The organism is Actinomyces johnsonii (assembly GCF_006546835.1).
Lineage (GTDB): Bacteria > Actinomycetota > Actinomycetes > Actinomycetales > Actinomycetaceae > Actinomyces > Actinomyces johnsonii.
Genome location: NZ_VICB01000025.1, coordinates 12,968 through 37,523 on the forward strand (window position 1 = coordinate 12,968; position 24,556 = coordinate 37,523).

The 24,556-nt window shown below is 70.1% G+C and carries 18 protein-coding genes and 1 tRNA gene; 8 read left to right on the forward strand and 11 right to left on the reverse strand.

Annotated features, from left to right (window positions below):
* Nucleotides 1-56: 56 nt before the first annotated feature.
* From FK256_RS13165 to FK256_RS13200, 8 genes are all read right to left on the reverse strand, one after another.
* Entirely contained in the window at nt 57-1,211 is a 1,155-nt protein-coding gene (locus FK256_RS13165) for a thiopeptide-type bacteriocin biosynthesis protein (RefSeq protein ID WP_141425055.1), read from the reverse strand.
* Nucleotides 1,208-3,850, reverse strand: coding sequence for a lantibiotic dehydratase (locus FK256_RS13170; RefSeq protein ID WP_141425056.1), 2,643 nt, complete (start codon nt 3,848-3,850; stop codon nt 1,208-1,210). The genes FK256_RS13165 and FK256_RS13170 overlap by 4 nt, the downstream gene beginning before the upstream one ends.
* A complete protein-coding gene (locus tag FK256_RS13175; protein WP_141425057.1) occupies nt 3,847-5,064 on the reverse strand; it encodes a PqqD family protein in 1,218 nt (405 codons plus the stop codon). Before FK256_RS13175 ends, FK256_RS13170 begins: the two co-directional genes overlap by 4 nt.
* Nucleotides 5,065-5,160: 96 nt before the next feature.
* A complete protein-coding gene (locus FK256_RS13180; RefSeq protein ID WP_141425058.1) occupies nt 5,161-5,364 on the reverse strand; it encodes a thiocillin family RiPP in 204 nt (67 codons plus the stop codon).
* A 195-nt stretch (nt 5,365-5,559) separates the two neighbouring features.
* On the reverse strand, nt 5,560-6,300 hold the full coding sequence (locus FK256_RS13185; RefSeq protein WP_141425059.1) for a nitroreductase family protein: 741 nt from the start codon (nt 6,298-6,300) through the stop codon (nt 5,560-5,562).
* On the reverse strand, nt 6,290-8,062 hold the full coding sequence (locus tag FK256_RS13190; RefSeq protein ID WP_141425060.1) for a TOMM precursor leader peptide-binding protein: 1,773 nt from the start codon (nt 8,060-8,062) through the stop codon (nt 6,290-6,292). The genes FK256_RS13185 and FK256_RS13190 overlap by 11 nt, the downstream gene beginning before the upstream one ends.
* Nucleotide 8,063: 1 nt before the next feature.
* Nucleotides 8,064-8,801, reverse strand: coding sequence for a cyclodehydratase (locus FK256_RS13195; RefSeq protein WP_141425061.1), 738 nt, complete (start codon nt 8,799-8,801; stop codon nt 8,064-8,066).
* 66 nt (nt 8,802-8,867) lie between these two features.
* Complete coding sequence (locus tag FK256_RS13200) at nt 8,868-10,223, reverse strand: YcaO-like family protein (protein WP_141425062.1); 1,356 nt, start codon at nt 10,221-10,223, stop codon at nt 8,868-8,870.
* 266 nt (nt 10,224-10,489) lie between these two features.
* Between FK256_RS13200 and FK256_RS13205 the strand changes: the two genes are divergently transcribed.
* Nucleotides 10,490-11,248, forward strand: coding sequence for a response regulator transcription factor (locus FK256_RS13205; RefSeq protein ID WP_141425063.1), 759 nt, complete (start codon nt 10,490-10,492; stop codon nt 11,246-11,248).
* A 20-nt stretch (nt 11,249-11,268) separates the two neighbouring features.
* Here the strand turns inward: FK256_RS13205 and FK256_RS13210 are convergent, their stop codons facing one another.
* Nucleotides 11,269-12,210 (reverse strand): variant leucine-rich repeat-containing protein, encoded by a 942-nt coding sequence (locus FK256_RS13210; RefSeq protein ID WP_141425064.1) that lies wholly within the window; start codon nt 12,208-12,210, stop codon nt 11,269-11,271.
* 166 nt (nt 12,211-12,376) lie between these two features.
* Here FK256_RS13210 and FK256_RS13215 point away from each other — a divergent pair, with 166 nt between their 5' ends.
* From FK256_RS13215 to FK256_RS13230, 4 genes are all read left to right on the forward strand, one after another.
* Nucleotides 12,377-12,658, forward strand: a complete 282-nt coding sequence (locus FK256_RS13215) for a metal-sensitive transcriptional regulator (protein ID WP_034472833.1) — start codon at nt 12,377-12,379, stop codon at nt 12,656-12,658.
* An 86-nt stretch (nt 12,659-12,744) separates the two neighbouring features.
* Nucleotides 12,745-13,014, forward strand: coding sequence for a heavy-metal-associated domain-containing protein (locus FK256_RS13220; protein ID WP_141425065.1), 270 nt, complete (start codon nt 12,745-12,747; stop codon nt 13,012-13,014).
* A gap of 192 nt (nt 13,015-13,206) precedes the next feature.
* On the forward strand, nt 13,207-15,207 hold the full coding sequence (locus FK256_RS13225) for a family 49 glycosyl hydrolase (RefSeq protein WP_170197972.1): 2,001 nt from the start codon (nt 13,207-13,209) through the stop codon (nt 15,205-15,207).
* 113 nt (nt 15,208-15,320) lie between these two features.
* On the forward strand, nt 15,321-17,972 hold the full coding sequence (locus FK256_RS13230; RefSeq protein WP_141425067.1) for a heavy metal translocating P-type ATPase: 2,652 nt from the start codon (nt 15,321-15,323) through the stop codon (nt 17,970-17,972).
* 132 nt (nt 17,973-18,104) lie between these two features.
* Here the strand turns inward: FK256_RS13230 and FK256_RS13235 are convergent, their stop codons facing one another.
* Entirely contained in the window at nt 18,105-19,100 is a 996-nt protein-coding gene (locus FK256_RS13235; protein ID WP_211343583.1) for an alpha/beta hydrolase, read from the reverse strand.
* 556 nt (nt 19,101-19,656) lie between these two features.
* On the opposite strand from FK256_RS13235, the gene FK256_RS13240 reads away from it, so the two are divergent.
* From FK256_RS13240 to FK256_RS13250, 3 genes are all read left to right on the forward strand, one after another.
* Complete coding sequence (locus tag FK256_RS13240) at nt 19,657-21,093, forward strand: MalY/PatB family protein (protein WP_141425068.1); 1,437 nt, start codon at nt 19,657-19,659, stop codon at nt 21,091-21,093.
* Nucleotides 21,094-21,196: 103 nt separating this feature from the next.
* On the forward strand, nt 21,197-22,402 hold the full coding sequence (locus FK256_RS13245) for a PLP-dependent transferase (protein WP_141425069.1): 1,206 nt from the start codon (nt 21,197-21,199) through the stop codon (nt 22,400-22,402).
* Nucleotides 22,403-22,515: 113 nt separating this feature from the next.
* Nucleotides 22,516-24,282, forward strand: coding sequence for an alpha/beta hydrolase (locus tag FK256_RS13250; protein WP_141425070.1), 1,767 nt, complete (start codon nt 22,516-22,518; stop codon nt 24,280-24,282).
* Nucleotides 24,283-24,387: 105 nt separating this feature from the next.
* On the opposite strand, the gene FK256_RS13255 is transcribed toward FK256_RS13250, so the two are convergent.
* Nucleotides 24,388-24,463: transfer RNA gene (locus tag FK256_RS13255), tRNA-Arg, on the reverse strand.
* Nucleotides 24,464-24,556: the final 93 nt, after the last annotated feature.

Below are 24,556 nucleotides of genomic sequence, written 5' to 3' on the forward strand. Positions count from 1 at the left end.
CTTCATGGACACTCTATGAACACCTTGGCGCTTCAGAGGCAGAGCGACGCTCGTGGTTACCCGGCAGCGGCTGAGGGCTGGGCCGGGGGCGCGGCGCCCCCGGACAGAAGCTGGCGGGCGCACAGCCCGGCGATGCACTCCTCGGCCGGGTTGAGACCGAGCCGGTTGACGTCGATGTGCAGCAGATCCAGGGCCCGGCGTCCGTCGGTCCCCGCGCCCATGGCCCCGATGGCCCGCCCGGCGTCGTCGGCCAGCTCGCCGAGGGCCCCGGCCGCCTTGCTCCAGGACGGAATCTCGTCGAACTGGAACTCGATGACCTCCAGCAGCTGTTGAACGATCGGCCCCAGGGCACTGCCGTCACGCAGATGCGCGGGCAGGCGAGAGCCCCACATCCGCAGGTGCGCGGACAACAGCTCGGCCTCGGGCAGCGGCGCGCTGCGGGCCGCCAGCGCCAGGAAGCGCGCCGCCAGGGCCGCCCGCGGCACCGGTCGGGGAATCTGCCAGATCTGGTGATCCAGGCACCACCGGCTGGATAGGTAGAAGTGGCGTTCGGCCTCCTCGACCCCGGCCACGCCCCCGTACTTGTCGTATTCGGGGCCGTAGACGCCGAAGGCGATCCCGGGCCGGCTGGCGCCGATTCCCCCGGTCATCGGGTCGGAGACCAGGCGCTCGACCGTGCGTGCCTCGGCTCGCCGGGCGACGGCGCCCAGCTCGCGCATGCTCGCATAGGCGTCATCCAGGACGCCCTGAACGGCCTTGAGCCGCAGTCGGATGTGGTGCCCGCGCAGGTCGACGAAGCGCAGGAAGTGCGCTGAGCGAATGTCCCACTGTCCGCGGGCCCGAGCCAGCCACTGGGCGATCTCGGGCAGCAGGGCGTCGGTGTCGTCCCCGCCGGCGCAGTAGATTCGCGCGTACAGCCAGCCGACGTCCTCGACCTGGTTGACCAGTGCCGATCCCCGCTGGCGCACCGAACTGTGCTGGGCGCGCAGGCTGCCGAAGTCGGCGGCCGCCATCTCCAGGGGCTGGATCCCCGGGATCGAGGCCCCAACCTGCGGAGATGCGTCTGCTTGGCCGCCCTGGACCGAGGGCTCGCCCGGCTCTCCCGCCCGCGAGCGCCCGCCGAGCCAGCGCAGGCGCCGGGAGCGGGTGAGTCGGCTGGGCTGGTTGCGCTGGTCGCGTCTGCTGGACTGGGCTTCGTCGCGCGTGCTCATGCCATTCCTCCCAGGTCCTTGGGCCACTGCAGCCCCACCAGGTACTCGGCCACGGTCGGCTCGCCGTCCTGCGTGAGTCCCAGGGCCTCGCCTCGGGCCGGAAGGGCCTCGACGAAGCTGATGTGTGCGGCGTCGGGATCGATCCACCCTCGCAGCGCCAGCAGCGAGACCGGCGAGCTCAGGTCCACGTAGCGGGGCTTGTGCTGGTCGAAGGTGGCTCCCTGGGAGGGCATGTGCTGGTGGACGAAGACCTCCACCGGAATCCCCCACTGCTTGCGCAGGTCGTCCATGTGCAGCAGGGTCGTGGTCAGGTCGCGGTCCATGAGCGGGGCGATCTGGGCGGCCGGGAAGGTCCAGGACTCGCGCCGTGTCACCAGGCGGCCGGCCACGGCCCGCTCGGAGTGCATGACCTCGTCGGGAAGAGGACCGTTCAGGTCACGACGCCGGCTGGTCCAGTGGTCCGCGAACGGGGGCAGCCGGGACCACGGATCGCTCAGCAGCACCAGCCAGGACAGGTAGCCGCCTAGGAGGTACTGGGGGGTCAGACCCAGGTAGGCCAGCCCCACGGGGCCGGCGTCGTCGGCCAGGAACAGGGTATTCGTGGCTGGGTCGTGGACGAGCCGCAGGGAGCTGAGGGGGACCATGTCCGGCGCGCCCGGCTCACCGGGTAGGCCCAGCGGCGGCAGAAGCCCGCAGGAGACGGCCTGGCCGGTGTTGCACTCGGTGCTGGCCTGGATCTCCAGGACCCGCTCGGTGCCCCAGGCGGTGCGGATCCGCGTGGCCAGGCGCTCCCGGAAGCTGGAGCCCAGGAGCCGGTGGAAGCGGGCCTGGAGCGAGCCGTTGGCGTTGGTGAAGGCGTTGACGACGGTCAGTCCTCCGCCGGCGGCATAGGTCCGGACGCTGGGGGCCACGGGCTGGAGGAAGGCACCCAGGTGCCTCGGGGAGCCGGAGAGCCCACCGGGCAGGGCGGCGCGCTCCGTATCGGGACCGGCGGCGTAGTCGAGCCCGGCGGCGCGCAGCATCTCCTCGTCGCCGTCGGGGGCGTGGGCGAGGGTCATGAAGAAGGCCAGCGGGTCCTTGCACACCCCACCGCTTCCGAACAGTGAGACGAACCGGGTCACCATGAGGTCGTAGATGTGGGAGCGGGCCACCCAGGGGTCGGCGAGCTCGCCGAGGACCTGCACGTCCTGGGCGAAGGGGGCGTCGTCGAGGGGATCAGTCCAGCTGCGGACGGCCTCGCGGTCCTCGTAGAGGAAGCCGCTGGGGCGCTCGCCGAGCTCGCCGTCGGGGAAGACGCGCTCGGCCAGCCGCACCGTGCGGTTGAGGAGCTCGGCCCGGGTGGGCCCGTCGGCGGCGCCAATGGCCTCGTCGAGCCGGGCCAACCAGGCCAGGTCCTCGCCCCACTGGCGCTGCTGGTCCGGTGAGAGCGTGGCGGCCAGCAGCGGGAAGGGGTTCTCCCCTCGGTACCAGGGCACCCGCGGCACGACGGCGCCCGAGGCCAGCAGCCGCTCCAGGCGCAGGCGGGGGTCGGCCCCGCCCACGCGCTCGCAGGCATCGCGCACACTGAGCACGGCGTGCATGCCGCCGCCGGTCAGGGCGTCGTGGGTCCCCTGGAGCCAGCGGGCGGGCTGGACGGTCTCCTGGCGGAAGACCATGCCGTTGCCGTACTCGTGCTCGCCGATGACGGTCAGCGTCTCCGCCTCCGGTTCGGCGGGCGGGTGCTGCCCGTATGCATTGGCCGCTCCCCCGCCGGAGCCGGCGCTGAAGGCCCGGCGCACGGGGGCGGGCTCGAGGTAGAGGGCGCCGTCAGACGCCAGATCCTGGGCGGTGGCGCTCAGAATGCGGTAGGCCAGGTGGGTCGCCACCATGCGGTGGCTGCGCCCGGCAGCGGGCTGGCCCGCCTCGTTGACGGTGGTCAGTCCCGAGAAGGGGCTGGTCTTGAGGGCGGCCCGGGTGGCCAGGGTGTAGAGAGTGCGCAAGACGCGGGGATCCTCGAGCCTACGACCGCGGGAGGCCAAGGTGGAGATGAGCGCAGGAGCGGCGATCGCCAGGGCCTCCTGGTAACCGGGCTCATCGAGACCGGCCGCCAGCAGCTCGCGGCTGCGATCGAGGTCGACGTCGACGAGGACGGCCAGACGCCCACGGGTCTCCTCCTTGCGGGCCACCAGGGCATCCCAGCGCTCCAGCAGCGCGCGGAGCTCAGTGGGTAGGGCAGCCAGGACCTCCTCGGACAGGCCGGTGGCCCGCCCCTGGAAGACTCGGCGCTTGGCGCGCAGGACCAGGCGGCGCTCGGTCTTGGCCAGGGTGGGGATGAGCTCGTAGAGCGGGTCGAGCAGCTGGTTCGCGGCGCCGTCGAGCACCTCGTCGAGCCGGCGCAGGTACTCCAGGTTACCGGTGACGGCAGCGGTGGTCTCGGGGACAGCCCGCACGGGGAGCCCGCCCAGGCGCACGAGGGTCGGCAGGGCCACGGCGGGCTGGGCCAAAGCCGGAGGTTCCGGCGCCGGTACCGGTACCGGAGCTGGTACGGCGGAAGACGGAGCGGATAGGACGGGCTCCCCGGGGGTCACGGCGGATGTGGAGTGCGGCTGTGGCTGTCGGGATGGGGAGGCACCGGTACGGGAAAGAACCGGCTGCGTCATAGGAGGAAACCTTTCACGAGGACGTACAGCCAGTAGCCTATCCATACAACGCTCATCGTGAAGGCCAGGAGACCGAGAAGACTGCACAGAAGCCCGTAGATGAAATAGCCCCAGCGCACCGCGGGCCGCATCCCGGCCAGGGCCGGCGGCAGGGGCTGGCGCGTGAGAGTGCAGCGCAGAACGAACATGGAACGCCCGCGCAGGTTGACCGAACCAGTGGCCGCCTCGACCGCGGCGACCCCGTCGGACTGGGTGAGGGGGTTGAGGTTGGTGATGAGCATCGTGAGCTGGAAGGCACACAGGGTCAGGGCCACCTGGCGCACCATCCCCGTGGAGGCCCAGGCGACGGCTGCCTCCAGACCGCAGACGACGCCGTCGGAGAAGATGCCGGCCAGGGCCAGCATGGTCAGCCCGCGCCGGGATCGCACCCGGTAGGAGTCGGTGCGGTCGACGTAAGCAATCGGGATGACCCAGAACATGAGCGCCACCCCGAGCCCGCGAATCGGCGTGCCCAGGTAGCCGGCGACGATGGCGTGCCAGGACTCGTGCAGCAGGATGCTCACCAGCTGGATCGCCACCGCCGTGATGAAGACGAAGACACTCGGGCGGGGGCCCCCGGCCAGGGAGCTCAGCGCCATGGCTCCGGCCGTGTAGCCGCAGGCGGCCAGGGCCAGGAAGACCCAGCTGAGCGCGCGGGCCGGCAGGTGCTGAAGCAGGGTGACAACGGGGGCGACGATCCGGTGGTACTTGCGGGCAATGATGATGCGGGGCAGCCACCAGCCCCCGCTGCGGCGGGGCTTTTCAACCTTGAGGTGGCGGGCCTGACGGGGCTGGGCGGTGTGCCGCCCACGGGTGCGCCTGGTGCGCGTCGGGGCCGCTGAGACGGCGGGAGCGGGCTCACTGCCCGCCAGGAGGCTTTTGTCGCGCAGGTTGTCGACCAGGCTCGTGATGCGTTTGGCGCCTGCTTCGTCGATGTCCTGGGGCAGCTCCTCGATGATAGTCGGCAGGGAGCGCACCCCGTCGAACTGGTTGACGATGAAGGCGGCGGCCGCACCGAGCCGGTGGTACTTGCCCGAGTCGGAGTCGAACAGCATCGGCTGGTTGTCCATCCCGACGATGAGACTCACGCCGCGGCGCAGGCGCGGGATCGGATTCGTCGGGGTGCTCCCAGGGCTCATCGGCGGGCTCGTCGCCGTACTCATCACCGTGCTCATCGTGGGCTCATGGCTCCCTCAGGTCGGTTCGCGATGTACCGGGTACCGCTGTGGCGGGCAGGAGACCCCGGTCTCCTGCCCGCCACTGTGGGGTCGTCAGCAGGACGTCGTCGACGCGCTGGCGGCGCAGGCCGGGCACGAGGCCGAGGCCGCGCTGGCCGGGCACGAGGCCGAGGCGGCGCAGGCCGGGCAGGACGCGCTGGCGTGGCTGAAGGCGCAACCCAGGGCGTTGCCCTCGGGGAGCTCCTCGACGCCGAAGTCACTGTCGGCGAGGGTGAGATCGATCGCGCTGTTCGTCATATGCTGTTCACCTCCTTCTCTCAGATGTCATGTGGGCAGGAGCGGGGCCCGATCGGGCCCCGGGGGTCCGGTCTGCCGGGACCGGGCCCCAAACCCCGCGAACGGGGTGGTCTGTGGAACTCTCTGACGCGGTATGTAGTTCTGGGTCGGTCTCGCCACCGGCGGGCCGTCGGCGCACGCAGGTGATGATCGGGGCTAACCGGCCGTCGGACTCGTCTCGGGCTCGGCCACTGGACTGGCCACGGTGACGGCGAACATCTGGTGGCGGCTGACGCCGTCGGAGTCCAGCAGATGGCGCACCGCTGAGGTGGCGAAACCGGCGAAGACAGTCCCCACCAGTCCTCGGGCGACGGCGCGCAGGTGGACCGAGTAGATGAGGGCCGCACTGCGGCTCATGGTGAAGCGGTAGCCGACCGCTCCGCCCCAGGTGTCCGCCTCATCGAGGTTGGCGGCCACCGAGACGATGGCGCCGGCGCGGGCGAATTCCTTCTGCACCGTCATGCCCTCAATCGCCTCGGCCTCCGGCAGGGGGCGGATGAGGTCGACGCCGTCGAGCCGGACCCGGTAGATGCCGGGTTCTGCTCCGCGCGGGCGCAGAAGGAGGACGAAGGGCTCCAGGGGGCAGGCCGCCGCGTCCTCGTCCCAGGTGCGCGCATCGTCGGCCAGGGCGTCACGGACCATGGCCAGGAGGGGTTCGGCCTCCAGCGGCTCGGTGCCGTAGCTGGTGGACGACGAGCGGCGCTCGAAGGTCTGATGCAGGTCGTGCGGGTAAGCCGTCTGGGGGCCGGGCACGAGCGCGTCCGGTTCCCGGCAGGCCAGCGGCGGGCGCGGACGGCGCGCGGCCAGGCCGTCGGAGGTCGGCTCGCCCGGGAGGCTTCCCGATCCGGATGAGAAGCCGTTGACGAGCTCGCGCAGCGTTTCGAAGTCAGTGCGCACGGCTGCCTCCCAGGTCGACGACGATGCAGGCCGGCTCGCGGGCCGGGTCGGTGCCCAGCGCCCGGGCGATCCGCTGCTCGTCCCAACGGGCCCGAGCCCGCAGGGGCACTCCCAGGGCGTCGGCGACGAGCCGGATCACCTCGAAGGAGCAGCCGCAGTCCTGGACCGCGATTCGCAGGGCGAAGGAGAAGTACTTGCGAGCCACCTTGTCCACGTTGCCGGTCAGGACGATTCTCACGCCGACGCCGTCGGGCACGACATCCGTCTCCGAGACCGAGGGGGCGGGCCCGATGAGGGCCAGGGCGTGGTCGCGCTCGATGTAGACGTAGGTTCCCGGGGCCAGCTGCTCCCCACCGACTTCACCCGCCTCCCCGCTCTCGGGGACGAGGACGTAGGCGGTCACCGAGCCGATATTGCCGCCGGCGGCCGTCCAGCGGCGCAGCTTGGCGCTCAGCGGGGTCTGTGCGGCGTCGGCCGCGCCCGGATCCGTGGACCCGGTGCCGAGGGGCTCGCGCACGCCGACCGACAGCGCCAGAATCGTGGCGAGTTCACTCAGGGTGGGGCGGACGGCGGCATCGGCATCGCCGCCTCCGATCGGATGCACGACGGGCCAGGGCTGATCCAGGCGCCCCAGGTCGGCGGGCGGCAACTGTGTGCGCGGGCAGACCGGCCAGTCGCGGAACTCGCGCTGGAGGCGCAGGTTGGAGGGCTTGTAGTGCTGTTGGTGGCCCTTGGAGTCCACGAAGGCCGCGGGCGGGATCACCACGGACTGCTCGTAGCGGGCGCCCACGGGGGCCGAGGGCGCCACCGGCACCAGGGTCTCGCCCTGCCCCGCCACGGAGCAGACCGGGCAGCCGGGGCGCGAGACGACCGGTCGATCGGAGTAGGTGAAGGTGGCCAGGTCGGTGCGCCGGGCGTCCCCGGGCAGGTGGGTGACGGTGGCGCGGGCGATGAGCGCGGCCACGGCCCGGGCGGCCAGGCCAATGACGATATCGCGGCGGGCGGCGTCGGGGCGGGGGCCGAGCTCGGGCTCGTCGGCACTCGCGCAGGCAAGACAGGGAGAGAAGCTCTCGTCGACGTAGGGGCCGATCGTGACCGCCTCATGTTCGGCGCGCACCCGCAGCAGCGGAATGCCGTCCTGGCGGCAGCGGCGCGCCACCTCCTCGGAGCGGTCGGAGAAGTCGATCGTCTCGATGAGGACGACGAGCGTGTCCCCCTGGCGGGGTGCGCCGTCGAGTCGCACATCGGGCAGCGTGGGCTCCAGGGCGGCGACCATCTCGCCGGCCAGCTCGGCGTCCCCGACGACGGCAACCCGGGCGGCTGCCAGGCGACGGGCGGCGTCCTGCCAGGAGTCGTTGACGCCGGTGGAGTCGCCCAGGCGCGAGAGGAGCCTGGCCAGCTCGGGGGCCGGCTCACCGGGAGCGGGCTCGGTGTCGCCCTCCTCGACGATGCCGCCGGTCCACAGCAGGGAGACGGCCTCGAAAGCGGCCTGGGGGCCGATACCGGTGGCCTCGCCGATCTCATCGAGGGTGCGGGTTCCGTCGCAGGCCTCGAGCAGGGGGCCCATGTGCTCGCGGGCGAAGGCTCCGCCCAGGACCTGGCTCTTACGGGCGCCGTCGACGATCCAGCCGCCCTCGTCGGGCCGGGCGCGCAGGCCGAGCCGGACCACGGGCTTGCGGGGGATGCGGAACTGCAGGTCGCGGCGGGCGGCGCGGCCGACGTCGCCGGCGCGCATGACAGAGCCTGTGGTGTCCCCGGCCATCTCAGGCCACCTCCCCTCGGCGTTCGGGCAGGAGGGCGGCGAGCGCGGGCAGACCATCGCGCCGGCCCTCGTAGCGGCCCGAGCAGATCTCGCAGCGGTCCACGGCCACGGTCCGCGAACAGGAGGTGAGGCCCGAGATGAGGTCGATGGTCCACACCCGGCCGCCGATCTCCGGGAGATCCCCGGTATCCGTGGTGCCGTCCTTGACGTCCTCGACGTCGTCGGCGCCGAGCGGGGTCTCCTCCCGGCGGTCGAGGGTCTGGAGGGCCAGCGAGATGAGCCCGGCGCCCAGGAGCACGTGGTGGTAGGCGTATCCCTGCTCCAGCGGGCCGAGCTCGGCACTCACCTCCGGGGGTAGCGGGCGGTAGCCGTGCTGGCGTCGGCGCCGGTCGTAGCAGCGGTAGCAGGCGCTGCGGCCGGGGACCACGAGCGGTCCGCAGCGCAGCTCAGTGGGGAAGAGTTCCAGGCCGAGGGAGGGCATGCCCCTGGTGAAGGACAGGGCGTCGAGGTCCTCGCGCAGGCCGGTCTGGTCGGGGTCGGCCACGAGGACGGCGCGGTCGGCGTAGGGGACGAAGGTGCTGACCAGCCCGTGGTCGACCGGCACGACGACGTCGTCCGGCCCGGCGAGCCGCCGCACGACGGCTCGTGCGAACCCACCCTGGGGCAGGTAGGCCGTCACCGGCCCCGAGGGGGCCTGCGGTGCCGGCCGCGCGGCCGGTGGGGGCGTCGTCGTACTCATGGCGGGTCGGGGCTCCTGAGAGTTGGACGGAGGCGTCGGGGACGCTGTTGACATCGGGGACAGGACTCAGGCGAAGGGTTGGCGGACGGGATTGATCCCCGCCTCGTCGTGGACGGTCAGGCCCATGGCCCGGGGGGCCTCGTAGAGGCGAGGCGTGGCCAGGTAGCGGGCGTGGTGGCTAAAGGACAGGGGCATGGCCTCGGGGATGAGGGCCTTGATGACGTGCATGCCGACCTGGCGGGCCTCATCAGTGGTGATGTCGACGACGATCGCCTCGGCGCCGGCCCTCTCCAGGTTGGCGACGACCTGTTCGAGCGGGTCGGCACCAGTCGAGGGCGCCCCCAGGGTGCCGATCTCGTCCAGGGCGTGGACGGGGCGCTCGCCCTCGAGGAGGAAGTCGAAGACGTGGCGCATGGACAGGTCGGCGTCGGCCAGGGCGCCGCCGACCACGGTGAGGTCCTGGCCCTTGATCTCTTGAGCGCGCGGGCCGCGGGCGTGGCTGCGCAGGGCGATGCGCAGGGAGGCGAGCTCGCGGTGGATCTTGGCCAGTGCCCGCTGCGGGTCGACGTCGCAGGTGGCGGCAACCACCTGGGCCAGCTCGGGGTCGACCTGGGAGGTCTGGACGGCGTAGAGGGTGGGGACGCCGTAGTCAGTGGTGGCGTCGAACAGATGGGTCTCCAGCTCGGTGGAGGTGCCGACCCGGTGGTACTCGGCGGCCGTCTCGCCCAGCGCGTCGGGGTTGACCGCGACCGCCGGCAGGCGCAGGCGCTGCAACCAGGTCAGGGCGATGGAGTCGCGCTCAATAACCTCGAGCAGGCCGCCCAGCACCGCCTCGCGCAGGTCGGAGTGCGCGGCGGTACCGGTGGAGATGGGGTTGACGAACTGCTCGGAGGGGGTGCGTACCGGGAAGTTGAGATAAGTCAGGACGGCTGGGACGAAGACCTCCCGGCCGCGGGTCAGGGACCAGCCGCGCACCCAGCGCATCGGGACGCGGGGGTCCGAAGCGATGAGCCCGCAGTCGGGGTCCGCCAGCTCCGTGGCCGAGCACGCCGGCCAGCGTTCCGGTCCGATCGCGGCTTCGCCGAGACCGGCGGGGGTGTCCCACACCAGCTCCTCCTCCGTCCATGAGCAGCTGGAGTAGCGTTCCATCGTCTCCACGATCGCGATGTGTCTGGCGCGATCGGCATCGATGGCCCCGCCGGCCCCGTCGAAGTTGCCCGCCTCGGCACGGTGATTCCAGCTGCGCTGTGACCTCAGCGCCTCAGATGGATCACCCAGAAGACCGGTCCAGATCGCGAAGACCGGCTCTCCGGCCGCCTGGGGCAGCTCGGTGGAACGGGAAACCAGGCCGAAGGGCGACTCAAGAGACGCAGCGCGAGCCAGTGATGGCGCCACGCCCTCAATGAGCGCAGAGCGATACACGGAGCCCTCCTTCCTGGGAACGACAGAGGAGGCACACTTGGGGGAAGTGCCGTCGGCGAAGAGCCTGCCCGAAGCCTTGAGGGCTTCACATCGGTCTTTGATCTACTACTTGTTCCGCTGTTTGGATAGGCCCACCCGTCCTTTCGTCGAAACGCGTCTCGAGACGTTTACACGGCGGAGGCCTTTCTTCAGGTAGTTTGTTCCCTGTTCCCAGCAGACCGCGACCCCCACTTCCGCGACCTGCACACATCTGCCCAAGGAGACACATGTCTTCCCAGATTTCTCCCGAAAGAATCGGCCTCGCCCTGGTCGACGACGATGCGATGGCCTTGGCCCATCTCGAATCCTATTTTTCTGACGTTGAGGACCTCACCGTCCTCACAGCGACGCGCTCGCCCCACGCCGTCCTGAGGTTTCTTCAGTCGCGTCAGGTCGACGTCCTCATCACCGATGTTCATATGGAGAGCATGGACGGCGTGGAAATGACCAGGGAGGTGATCCGCGTCTCGCCGTCGACCAGAGTCATTCTGCTGACCACCGTCGATACCGACGAGGACCTCCTTCAGGGGTTGGGGGCGGGAGCCAGTGGCTTCCTGCTCAAGAGCGCCCCGGCCGAGGAGATCACCGCAGCAGTCCGCACAGTCCATTCCGGGGCGAAGGTCGTGGCCCCGACGCCGACGACGCGCCTCATCGACTACGCGTTGGCTTCCGTGCGCGGCGCGGATGGGAGCGTCCATCTGTCGGATCGGGAGCGCGACGTGCTCCACCTCCTGTGCGAAGGGGCCTCGAACCGCAAGATCGCCTCCCTGCTGGCCATTGCCGAGGCAACAGTCAAGTCCCATATCACCGGCTTGTTCCACAAGACGGGCACGACCTCGCGTCTGGAGATCGTGGTGTGGGCCTTCAAGCACGGCTACGCCTCCAACAGCCCCTTCACGATCCCGGTCACCAGTGCCCCCAGCAGCCCGACCCCGGGCTCGAGCCCCAGTCCCTCAGAGGCCCGCAGCATCGGCCGTGAACACTGACGTCCATCTGTTCGCTCACCTCAGCGGGCCAGCATCCGTATGAGCGTGACGATGAGGATGAACAGGCCCCAGCCGACTACCTTGCCCAGGCTCGTGCCGGAGCCCGAGGACGACGCCGAGCCACCCGGCCGGCGCGAGACCCCGTATCGCCCCGCCGCCCCGTAGGAGGGAGGGGGGCCGGGCGGCACGGTCGGCTGTGGGCCCCCATAGCCCGGGACCCCGCCCGGCACCCAGGGGTCGCCCTGCGGACCTCTGCCGTAGGAGCCGTGCCCGGGCCCGCCATAGCCCGGCGCAGCAGGCCCGGCGGGGCGGCCGGGCACCGGCACCTGCCCCCCGGGCTGCGCGTTGCGTCCGGGCCGGGCGCCCGAAGGGGCGGCAGGCATCGGTGGAGCCGGATGCGGCCTGGTCCGTTGAGACGAGGCGCGTGGCGCCGAGGTCCGAGGCGCGGCCGTCGTGGAGGAGGAGCGAGCGGCGGTGTGCGCCACGGCCGTGCGCCGGCTTGTCTCCCGCTGCTGCCCGCCGACCTCGTCGGAATCATCACCGCGGCCGCCGTCGTCGAAGAGTGGCGAGCCCATAAGTGGGTCTCCCAGGACGGAGCCGAAGGGGTCGTCGCCCAGGCCGATGTCGGACGGCTCCCATCCCGTGGGCGCCAGCGACAGGGAGTCGTCGAGGCCACCGTCCCAGGCCGAGTCGGCCCCGGAGCCGGGACTCGCCCCGTCGCCGGGACCGACCGAAGACGTTCCCATACGGCCGACCCAGGTGCGCAGCTCCGGGGAGCAGGCCGGGTTGTCGACGATGATCCGGCGCAGATCGGGGCGGACGCCGGCCAGCACCATGAGCCGGCCGGCGTCCGCCCTCGGATCCCGGGCGAGTTGAAGGTCGGGGTCTTCAGACGCCCCCGCCCTCTCGGTTGCGGTCCTGTAGCCGATTGAGCCGGAGGCGGCATTCGCAACGGTGGTCATGACACGAGCATCCCACGCCGCCCTCCACCTTGTCCCGGATCCGCGCCCATCCGGCCGCACGAACGGACCGGGCGGGCAGCCACCACCACATACCCCTAGGGGGTACTTGACGCATCTACCCCCTAGGGGTATGTTCGGCGTCGAACGAGAAGGAGAGGCGACAGAGATGGCCGGATACACCGGGACCAAGGAGGACTACCTCAAGCGCCTGCGCCGTATCGAGGGGCAGGTTCGGGGCATCTCCCGCATGGTCGAGGAGGACACCTACTGCATCGACGTCCTCACGCAGATCTCCGCCGCCACCAAGGCGCTCCAGGCCGTGAGCCTGGGCCTGTTGGAGGATCACATGAGCCACTGCGTCCTGCACGCGGCCCAGGCGGGCGACGAGGAGGGTATGGCCAAGATCCGCGAGGCCTCCGACGCCATCGCCCGGCTCGTCCGGTCCTGAGCCCCAGCCCGGGCCGCTGGACCGGGCCGCCTCGTTCCCGTTCCACTTCAATCGCCTTTCTTCACACACTTCCCAAGGAGTGAAAGATGACCGAGTTCACCGCCGACGGCGTCGACCGCACCACCACCCTGAAGGTCTCCGGACTCACCTGCGCACACTGCGTCGCCCACGTCACTGAGGAGCTCGAGGCGCTCGACGGCGTCAAGGATGTCTCCGTTCTGCTCAACAAGGGCGGGCAGTCCACCGTCACCGTGCTCTCCGACGTCCGCCTCGAGGACGCGGCCCTGGCCGAGGCCATTGATGAGGCCGGGGACTACACGCTGGACGCCGTCGAGCGCGACGTCCGCGAGAGCTGAGCCGACCGACCGCCATTCAGTCACCGGCGCGCCCCGTAGCTTTCATGCCGTCTCAGTCGGCGGACATCCCGCGTGCTCGACATACGATCTCCCGATCGTGTCGCCGCGAGGGACCGGCCGGCCGAACGGGTTTGTCGCGCCCCGCGGGACCGGTACCGGATCATGCCCTGAAGATCGCATTGGAGAATGCTCATGCCGATGTCCCGTCCCCGACGGCTCCTCGGGGCGGCAGCGCTCGCCGTCGCCCTGACAGCCCCAGCCTTCACCACGGCACAGGCCGTGCCCCGCAGCGCCGAGAGTCCGGCCGCCGGCCCGGTGACCACAGCCATTGAGGCGCCCGACGCCCAGCTGGCCGCCGGCGAGCACAACGGTATCCGCACCTGGACCCATGACAAGGCCAGCAAGGCGACCGAAGGCGCCGTCGCCCCTGAGGAAGTGCGCCAGTCCCCGTTCTACTCCGTGCGCGTGGCCCCGGTCTCCGCACCCGATCAGACGCAGGACTCTTTCACCTACCTGAGCGTTCCACGCAACGGCAAGGATAAGGAGGGCTACACGGCCGAGGACGGCGCCGACTACGCCGCCACGACGAAGGCGACCATGTCCTGGTCGACCTTCGAGTACAGCCCGCAGGTCAAGGAGGTCTTCGTCTACGTGACGCTCCTGAACGGGGCCTCAGTCAAGGACCCGAGCGACATCACGATCCGCCCCACCTCCACAGAGGACAAGAACATCAAGGTCGAGGCCATTGAGAACGAAGGCCGCACCGCGAAGATCCGGGTCCCCTACTCTCAGAACGGCTACCGGCTCTCGGTGGAGTTCCCCTCGCAGACGGTCAGCACCTATGCCGACAAGGACGGCGTTCTCGGCGAGGAGTCGGACTCGAGGACCTTCCTGGAGTCCGAGCCCCGCAACGCGATGCTCCTGTTCGCTCAGCCCCAGGCCCCTGAGGGCACGGTTCCTGATGCTGGCGCCCCCGAGGTCCTGAGGGTGACGCCGGGCGACATCAGCGCACTCGACGAGACTGCCCGTGCGGACTCCTCGAAGAACACCCTCTACTTCGGGCCGGGCGTCTACTCCATGGGCTCAACGCACCTGCCCCAGCTGCCCGGCAACATCAGTCGGGTCTATCTGGCGCCGGGCGCCTTCGTCAAGGGCGGCTTCCACTTCGCCGACAACGGGGCCGCAGAGTACCGGGTGACGGGGTACGGCGTCCTGTCCGGAGAGGAGTACGTCTACGAGGCGGACACGCTCGACGGTTTTAAGTCCTTCCAGGACTCGACTCACTCCAGGAACGGCGACTGCCACGCGGACTGCGCCAAGCCGCTGCGTTTCAGCTCCTCCAACGCAGCGCAGCACCTCACCCTCCAAGGAGTAACCATGAAGGAGCCCCCGTACCACTCCTTCGTGATCTACGGCAACGAGAACACCTTCCGCATGAACGTGAACAACTACCAGCAGGTGGGCGCCTGGTATTGGCAGACCGATGGCCTGGAGATGTACTCCGACCCCGACCAGGGCAGGTCCACCCTGGAGAACTCCTTCTTCCACGCCAACGACGATGTCTTCAAGCTCTACCACTCCAAGGTGGATCTCCGTAATAACGTCGTCTGGAAGGGCCAGAATGGCCCGGTGTTCCAGTGGGGGTGGACTCCAAGGAACATCGACGACGTCACCACAACCGACACGGCGATCATTCACAGCCGGATGTTCTCCCGCGACGTCGTCCACAACTCCTGTGTCTTCAACTCGGCCCGGCACTTGGATGCCCCGGAAGCGACGAACACAGCCAATCCGTCCACAACGGTCAGCAACATGACCTTCACGAACACCCGAGTCGAAGGCAGCGTCAACTGCGCGATCCGCATGTACGGACTGTCCAACACCGAGAACATCACGATCGACGGGCTAGTCATTGACGGCTGGAACGGGCAGAGCACCGACCTCGCCCAGAGCCGGATCCAGATGCTGACCAACAAGAACGGTCAGAAGGTGCGTTTCGGCTCGGCCGACAGCACCGTCAAGGGCCTGAACATTCGCGATTACAAGGTGGGACAAGGGGGTGGCGCCACCGGAGCCAAGCCGGCTACCTACACCACCATCACCCTGGACCAGAACAACTGGCAATCAGACAAGCCCGGGCGGCTCAACTTCGACGCCGAGCTCTGGGGGCGCTGGACAGCAACCGGCCAGTGAACGGCCAGTGATCAAACACTGGCCAACCAGCAGCCGCCCAGCGACCAACCGTTGACGCCGCCTCCCACGGTTCCCGGCGGGACGCCGTCGGGCGGCAGCAGAAGGAGACTCGTATGAGTACATCAACCGCTCAGGAGCAGGACGAGCAGCTGCGCACCGTCAACCTCTCCATCGGGGGCATGACCTGCGCCAGCTGCGTGGCCCGGGTCGAGAAGAAACTGGGCAAGCTCAACGGCGTGACAGCCTCGGTCAACCTCGCCACCGAGTCCGCCCGCGTCACCGCCCCGAGCACGGTAAGCGTCGATGATCTCCTTGCTGCTGTCGCCCGCGCCGGCTACTCCGGCGCCCTGCTGGGCACCGGCTCGCAGGACGAGTCCGCGAAGGAGAATTCTCAGCGTCCGTCTGCGGACTCGGCGGCAGCGGCGTCGGCCCCGGCCAAAAAGACGCCGACCCCGACGTCAACAGGCCCTGAGGCCTCGGCGACGACATCCTCATCGGCCACCTCGGCCTCACCAGCGACCCCTGCCGCACCGTCGGGGACGGCAGCGGCGTCGGAGTCCTCCCGGCCGGCCTTGGGCGCCTCGCACGTGGAGCGGGCCGCCGACCTGCGCCTGAGGCTCATCTACAGCCTCATCCTGTCGGTGCCGATCATGGCGATCTCCATGGTGCCGGCTCTCCAGATGCCCGGCTGGCAGTGGACGGTGGCGCTTATGGCGCTGCCGGTGGCGACCTGGGGGGCGTGGCCCTTCCACAAGGCGGCCTTCCGGGCGCTGCGCCACGGCGCCTTCACCATGGACACCCTCGTGTCGCTGGGAGTCATCGCGGCGACCGGTTGGAGCCTGTGGGCGCTGCTGCTCGGCGGGGCCGGGCACATCGGCATGCGGATGAGCATGGAGCTGCTGCCGCGCTCACAGGGGCACGCCGCCCACATGTACTTCGAGTCGGCCGCCTGGGTGACCACCTTCCTGCTGGCGGGCCGCTATGCCGAGGCGCGCGCCAAGTACCGCTCCGGCGACGCCCTGCGCGCTCTGCTCGAGCTGGGTGCCAAGGAGGTGACCCGAGTGGTCCTCACCTCGCCTTCGGGCAGTCGCGACGCCATCGACGTCCTGGATGCCGACGGCACGCCGCGCGCGGAGGTCTCCCGCACCGAGGAACGCATCAGCATCGAGGATCTGGCTGCCGGGGACCTGTTCCTCGTGCGACCGGGCGAGAAGGTGGCCACCGACGGCGTCGTCGTCGAGGGCCGCTCGGCCGTGGACGCCTCGCTGCTGACCGGCGAGTCCGTGCCCACCGAGGTCGAGGCCGGGCAGGCCGTCACCGGGGCGACCGTCAACACCTCCGGTGTCCTGCTGGTACGGGCCACGGCCGTGGGCGAGGGGACGACGCTGGCCCGGATCGGCCAGATGGTGACGGCCGCGCAGGCGGGCAAGGCCCCGGTCCAGCGCCTGGCCGACAAGATCTCTGGGGTGTTCGTGCCGATCGTCCTGCTGCTGTCGGCCGCGACCCTGGCGGGCTGGCTGCTCACCGGCAACAGCCCACAGGCGGCCTTCACCGCCGCGGTGGCCGTGCTCGTCATCGCCTGCCCCTGCGCGCTGGGACTGGCCACGCCGACGGCGCTGCTGGTCGGCTCGGGCCGGGCGGCCCAGCTCGGCGTGGTCATCAAGGGCCCGGAGGTACTGGAGTCGACACGGACGCTGGACACGATGGTCATGGACAAGACCGGGACGGTCACCCAGGGGCGCATGAGCCTGGACGTCGAAGCCTGCCGCGAGGTGTGCGGGCCGGCCGCTGGCTCGTCTGAGGAATCGCACGGCGCTGCGGGCCCGGCCCCGCTCGGGGACGAGGCGCTGCGCCTGGCGGGCGCGGTCGAGTCGGCCTCCGAGCACCCGGTGGCCGCGGCGATCACGAAGGCCGCCCGCGAGCGCCTGGACGCCCTACCGGCGGTTACCGGCTTCTCCAACCACGAGGGCAGGGGCGTATCGGGAACCGTGGAGGGCCAGCGGGTGGCGGTGGGCCGGCCGGGATGGCTCGCCGACGAGATGGGCGTGGAGGTTCCTAAAGCTCTCAGCGCCGCCGTGGAGGAGGCCCAGGACTCCGGGGCGACCGCCGTCGTCGTCGCGGTCAGTGCGGCGGATACCACCGACGCCACCGACACCGTCGAGGCTGGGGCCGACGCCGACAAGGAGCCGCTGCAGGCGGTGGCGGTCCTCGTGGTGCGCGACACGGTGCGGTCCTCCTCGCGAGCCGCCGTGGCCGCGCTGCGGGAGCTGGGGATCCGCCCGGTGCTGCTGACCGGGGACAACGCCCGGGCCGCCGAGCACGTGGCGGCCCAGGTGGGGATCGACGCCGCCGAGGTGCGCGCCGAGGTACTGCCCACCGACAAGCGGGACGTCGTCGCCGCGCTGCAGGCCGAGGGCGCGGTGGTCGGCATGGTGGGCGACGGGGTCAACGACGCCGCCGCCCTGGCCCAGGCCGGCACGCAGGGGCTGGGCCTGGCCATGGGGTCGGGGGCGGACGTGGCCATCGAGGCCGCCGACATCACCCTGGTGCGCACGGATCTGGACGCCGCGGTGGCGGCGGTGCGGGTGTCGCGGGCGACCCTGCGGATCATCCGCCAGAACCTGTTCTGGGCCTTCGCCTACAACGTGGCCGCGATCCCGCTGGCGGCCGCCGGACTGCTCAACCCGATGATCGCCGGGGCCGCCATGGCCGCCTCCAGCGTCATCGTGGTCACCAACTCCCTGCGCCTGCGCCGCGCAGGCTGACCGGGCCTGGTCCGATGTGAGGTCTCGGCGTCGAGAACCGCCGCATGAGTGGTTCTCGACGCCGAGCCCCTGGGCCGGGTACACCGTTGCGCGCCTGCGGGCCTCGTGAGTCCGCAGAGCGGCGCGGTGCGCTCAGCCCGCCTTGGTCAGGTGGGCGATGATGCCGTCGATGTCCTGCTGCAGCCGCTCCGGGCGCACGAAGTGGGTCCCCGAGTCCTCATAGCGCTCGTGAGGGATACCAGCGGCCTCCAGGGCACCGCCGAAGGTCCTCTGGGTCGGCAGAACAAAGGTCTCATTCACATCGGGATCGGTGCCGGAGACGAGGAAGATGCGCTTGCCCCGGTAGCTCTCGATGTGCTCCATCGGGTTGTCGGCGCTCACACGCGCCTCATCCCAGGGGAAGCCATAGATGGTGCCGCCCTTGAGCTCAACCAGCGCGGAGGAAAGATTGGCCCAGTTGGTAACGGTGCCTCCGATTGGCCCCCGCAGGTCGGCGGGTCCCGAGTGGCTGGAGACGGAGGCGAAGTGACCGTAGTACTTGGCGGTGTACTTCAGGGCCCCGAAGCCGCCCATTGAGAAGCCGGAGACGGCGCGCCCCGAGAACTCCGCGATGGTGCTGAACGTGGCGTCGACCCAGGGGATGAGCTCGCTTATGTGGAAGGTCTCCCAGTTGCGCGGCCCGGCATTCGAGGACACCGGGTTGGAGTACCAGCCGGCCCTGCCGCCGTCGGGCATGACGACGATGAGATCGCGACCTGCGGTCACGTCCCGAATGCCCAGGTTGTCGAATGCCCTGAAGTCGGCATCGCCTCCGTGGAGCAGGTAGAGCACCGGGTAGCGGCGCGAGGAGGTATAGCCCTCGGGCAGGAGCACGTTGACGGCCGGATTCCACCCGATGGACGGCGTGGAGAACCGGTAGTACTGCATGCGGCCACCGTCCTGGTACTCCACAATGTTCAGGCCCGCGGCCTGGGCAGGGGCCGAGGCGCCCACGGAAGCGCCGGCGCCCATAGCGACGAGGGCGGCGACCCCGCCCACGCCTTTGAGCATGTTGCGTCGATTGATTGCTCGGCCGCCCGAAGGGAGGGGCGGGGCTTCGGTCATCGGTTGGTCAGATCTCTGATTCATGGGATGTACAGCTCCTTGCTGTGTCATTGATCGCGAAGGAGGGGAGCCCTCTCTCAGACCGCCTCCATCGGCTGATGGCTGCGGCGACGGCCGTCGCGACCCCGTCATGGCGTTCGCGACCGCCATCGCCAATAATACTCATTATTTACCGGTATAAAATATAGATTGGCTCCTTCCCGGAGAATCCCTCCCGCCCCTCAGGAGGCCCGGGCGATGGACCAGCGAGGTGGCGCCGACCGCGGCGCGCCCGCTATGCTCTGCGCCATGACGACTTCTCTGCCCCAGGCCCGCACGATGATGGTGCGCACCCTTGGCGAGGGTCGAATGTGCATGCGCTGACAGCGCCAGCCGTCGCTGTCTGACAGATAACGGTGAGAGTCCGAGCCGCTTGAAACCGGTTCGTCGCACTCCGCGGAGGCCCCGCCGCCTCCGTGTTCATCTCTCCAGCACCCCGCCACCCCGGCCGGCCCGCGCGCCGGCCGCCCCGGAACGCCCTGTGCCGACGCACCGCGTCCGCGCACCAGGTCGCGCCCGGGCCCCGAGAGGACCCTCAGCCATGCACGCCCACCTCACCCCCATCAACAGCTCCAACGCCCCCATTCCCGCTGAATCATCGTCCGGACCTGACGACGGCGCCTGTCCCACCCGTCCAACGCTCACACCGACGCCGACCCGGGCATCCGCCGCCGTCTCCTCCCCCGCGGCCGCCTTCACCTCGACGGGCCGCTCCCCCTTCTCGGGCGCTCCCGACGTCGACGCCGCCGCCTTCGACGTCGTCCCCGACCGCCGCGGCACGTCCAGTCTCAAGTGGGACTTCGCCGTCGAGCGTGGACGTCCCGCGGACGTCCTGCCCCTGTGGGTGGCGGACATGGACCACGCCACTGCGCCGGCCGTCACCAGCGCCCTGCTGTGGCGCACCCGCCACGGCATCTTCGGCTACTCCGATCCCGATGACGCCTACAACGAGGCCCTGACCGGCTGGTTCTCCCGCCGCTACGGCTGGCGGGTGGAGGCGGGCTGGAACACTGTGACCCCCGGTGTTGTCCCGGCCCTGGCCCTGGCCGTGCGCGCCCTGAGCGCACCGGGCGAGGCGGTCATCATCGAGGAGCCCGTCTACTATCCCTTCCGCGAGGTCGTCGAGGACAACGGCCGTAGCGTCGCCGCCGTACCGCTGGTCCGCGATGCCGACGGCGTCTATCGCCGTGACCTGGCCGCCTTGGAGGCCACGATCGAGGAGACCGGCTCGCGCCTGCTGCTCCTGTGCAACCCACACAACCCGGTCGGCCGGGTCTGGAGCCGAGATGAGCTCGCCGCTCTGGATGAGGTGGCGTCCCGCCACGGCGTCGTCATCGTGGCCGACGAGATCCACGCCGATCTGGCCCTGCCGGGCTTCGCCACGACGCCCTTCGCCTCCCTGGGCGAGGCGACTGCCGCCCGCACGATCACCTGCACTTCGCCGTCGAAGTCCTTCAACCTGGCGGGTCTGCAGGTCGCCAACATCCTCATCGCCGATGCGCGCCTGCGCGAGGCCTTCCGCCGCGAGCTGGCCGCCACCGGCTACTCCCAGCCCAACGTCCTGGGCCTGACGGCGTGCCGGGCCGCCTACGAGGGCGGCGAGGCCTGGCTCGATGCCCTGCGCGAGCACATCGCGGCCGCCCGCGCCCATGTCGAGGCGCGCCTGGAGCGGATCGAGGGGATCGAGGCGGCGCCCTGCGAGGGCACCTACCTGCTGTGGCTGGACTGCTCGGGCCTGATCGATGCCGCCGGCCTCGAGCCCGACCAGCTCGACGACTTCATGCTGCGCCAGGCCGGGCTCTGGCTCGACGACGGCCGGATCTTCGGTGCCGGCGGCGAGGGCTTCACCCGCATCAACGTCGCCTGCGCCCGCACCACTCTCGACGCCGCCCTGGATCGGCTCGAGGCGGCCGCCACTGCGGTCATCGCCCGCGCCGCCAAGACCGCTCGACGCGGCCGTATCGCCCTGTCCGCCTGAGTTGGCCCGCCCGGCGTCCGGCCACCGGTCGCCGCCCGCGCCGGCGGCCGGTCATCAGACATCATTCCCTCCCGCCCTCCCCTACCTCGAGGAGAAACCGCCCATGACCAGCCAGTCCACCTCACAGTCCAGCGACCGTTCCGACTGCCCCCGCCCCACGGCCGCCCGCACCTTCCCCGTCCACCACCACCCGTCGTCGGCCCCGACCCCGCAGGTCCACCTGGAGACACTGCTGGTGCGCGCCGGAACCGGGACGGACCCGGCCACGGGCGCGATCACGACGCCGATCCACCTCTCGACCGCCTACGGTCACCCGGGTCTGGGCGAGTCGACGGGCTACGACTACACGCGTTCGGCCAACCCCACCCGCGACGTCCTCCAGGACGCCCTGGCCCGCCTGGAGGGCGGGACGGCCGCCTTCGCCCTGTCCTCGGGGATGGCGGCCCTGGAGCTGGTGACGCGCACGCTGGCGCCGCACGGCAGCCGGATCGTGGCGCTGCGAGACCTGTACGGCGGCTCCTTCCGATTCCTGGAGGTCCTGGCCGAGGAGGGGACGGCCGACGTCGACTTCGTCCTGGGGATCGATGGCCTGCGCGCGGCCCTGGCTTCCCCGGCGGACCTGGTCGTCATCGAGACCCCCACTAACCCGATGATGGTGGAGATCCCGATCCCGGAGGCGGCCGAGCTGGCCCGCGCCGCCGGGGCCCTGCTGGTCGTGGATAACACCTTCTACACCCCGGTGGTGCAGCGGCCCCTGGAGCTGGGGGCCGACGTCGTCGTCCACTCCGGTACGAAGTACCTGGGCGGGCACAACGACGTCATGGCGGGCGTCGCGGTGGTGGCCGACGACGTCCTGGCCGAGCGGCTGAACTACCGCCTCAACACCACCGGCGCAACGCTGGGCCCCTTCGACTGCTTCCTGCTGCTGCGCGGGCTCAAGACCCTAGCACTGCGCATGGAGCGCCACGAGGCCAACGCCACCGCGATCGCCGAGTTCCTGCGCTCCAGCCCGCACGTGACGCGCGTGCTCTACACGGGGCACTCGGGCATGGTGAGCTTCGATTTGGCCGAGTCGGTGGATGTGTCCCGGTTCCTGGCCTCGGTACGGGTGTTCACCTTCGCCGAGTCCCTGGGCGGGGTGGAGTCGCTGGTGACCTGCCCGTCGGTGCAGACGCATGCGGATGTGCCCGCCGAGGTGCGCGCCTCCTACGGGTTGAGCGACCGACTCATGCGCCTGAGCGTGGGGATCGAGCACGTCGACGACCTCATCGCGGACCTGGCCCAGGCCTTCGAGGCGGCCAGCGCCTGAGCCCGGGCCGCGCCGGGCACCGATAGTGGAGGTTCTCGGGTCGGGCTACCCCGACATCAGCTGGCCAGGCTGCCGGATGGTTCATATTCGCCGGAAACACAAGGCTTGTTTCCATGAGACACCTACGAAAGACCTCGCCATCGCACGCCACCTCAACCCTCGCCGTCCTCACCCTGCTCGGTACGCTCACCGCCTGCAGCATGCTCGGTGCGAACGCCGCGGCCGCCGCGAGCCCGCCCTCGCATGACCCCCATCAGACCGGCGTCGTCCTGGACAGCAGCGCGACCTCCAGCAGCGCCGCAGGCACGTCTCAGACCACCGGCAGCAATAACTCAAACAGCTCCGGGGGATCCACCGGGTCCAGGGGGACGGGCGTCCCCAAGGGACTGGAGTCCTTCTACAACCAAGACCTCACCTGGACCGACTGCACCGACGACGCCACCGGCACCGCCTTCCAGTGCGCCACCGTGACCGTGCCCCTGGACTATGACAACCCGCAGGGGCAGACCATCACCGTGGCTCTCAAGAAACTGCCCTCGACGAACCCCTCCCCTCAGGGCTCGGTCTTCCTCAACCCCGGCGGCCCCGGGGGAAGCGGCATCTCCCTCATCGAATCCAACGCCGAGCTCTACAAGAGCGGCGATCTGTCCGAGGTCCTGGCGAACTACGACGTCATCGGCTTCGACCCCCGCGGCGTCGGCCAATCCACACCCATCACCTGCTGGACCCCCGAGGACGTCCAGGCGATTCTGGCCGGACAGGCTGAGATGCCCTCCTACTTGACGGCCGGCAGCGCCGCCGACATCGTCGCCCAGGGCTCACGCGAGGCCACGGCCTGCCAGGAGCACACGGAGGTCCCCGAGATCCTCGATCACGCGGACACCCGTTCGGTGGCCCGCGACATGGATGTCATGCGGGCGCTGGTAGGAGACAAGGACCTGAACTACCTCGGCTACTCCTACGGAACCTACCTGGGCGCGGTCTACACCGAGCTCTTCCCCGACAATATCGGACGCGTCGTCCTGGACAGCGCCATGGACCCCACCATGAATCGCCAGGAGGCAATGGAAGGTGATGCAGCAGCAGCCGAACAGGCCCTGCGCACCTATATCGAGTCCCAGCAGGGCCAGGCCGGGTTCCCCCTGAGCGGGACAACGGATGAGGCGGTCGCCCAGCTCGCGGCATTCCTCGATGGTCTGGACGCCAACCCGCTGACAGTCTCCGACTCCGTTACACCCCTGGACCGGACCAAGACCGTTAACGCCATCGGCAAGCTCGTCAACTCCTCGCCCGATAAGTGGCCGCTGCTCAACGAGGGACTGGCCCAGGCCATGAACGCGCACGACGGCACCGCACTGGCGAAGAGCGCCGCCTCCCTCGCGGGCAATAGCGCACCTCCTCCCACGACCGAGAAGCAGGTCGTCGAGCAGCTCCGGGGCCTCAAGGCCTTCTCGGCCAACCGGTGCCTCGACTTCCCCGACACCGGGAATGAGGCGAGCTGGGACACGGCACTGGCCTCCTACCGCCACGACTACCCGGTTTTCCACAGCGCGCTTCCCCAGACCGACGCCTTCTGCCACGGCTGGGGGCACACCAGTAAGACCAAGGCGGTCGACGTCGACGTCGAGGCCACGAACCCGATGCTCGTCATCGGCATCCTGCACGATCCGAACACTCCCTACCCGTGGTCCCAGGCACTGGTGTCGAGAATCCGCAACAGCCATCTGCTGAGCGTGGACATGTACGGGCACGGAGCCACCGGTCGCAATGCCTGCACGAGCGCGAAGGTCAGCGACTTCCTCGTCAACGGAACGCTTCCCTCTAACGGCGAGGTCTGCGCGGCCGACCCGGAGCCCGGGGCTGAAGGTGAGAAAGACTGACGTGGAGATTCAGCAGCGACTCAGCTGAGCCGCGCCGTCGGAGCCGGGGAATCCCAGAAATGGAAAACACCCCGGCTCCGACTCATTCAGCCGAGGGCGGGGTGTTGGTGCGCCCGAAGGGATTCGAACCCCCAACCTTCTGATCCGTAGTCAGATGCTCTATCCGTTGAGCTACAGGCGCTTGTCGTTGCCGACGGGTAGAAGATTACTCAGCGTCCACCCGGGGGACAAATCCACGCCCCGTGAGGATGGGCACAGGGCCGGAGCACCCGCC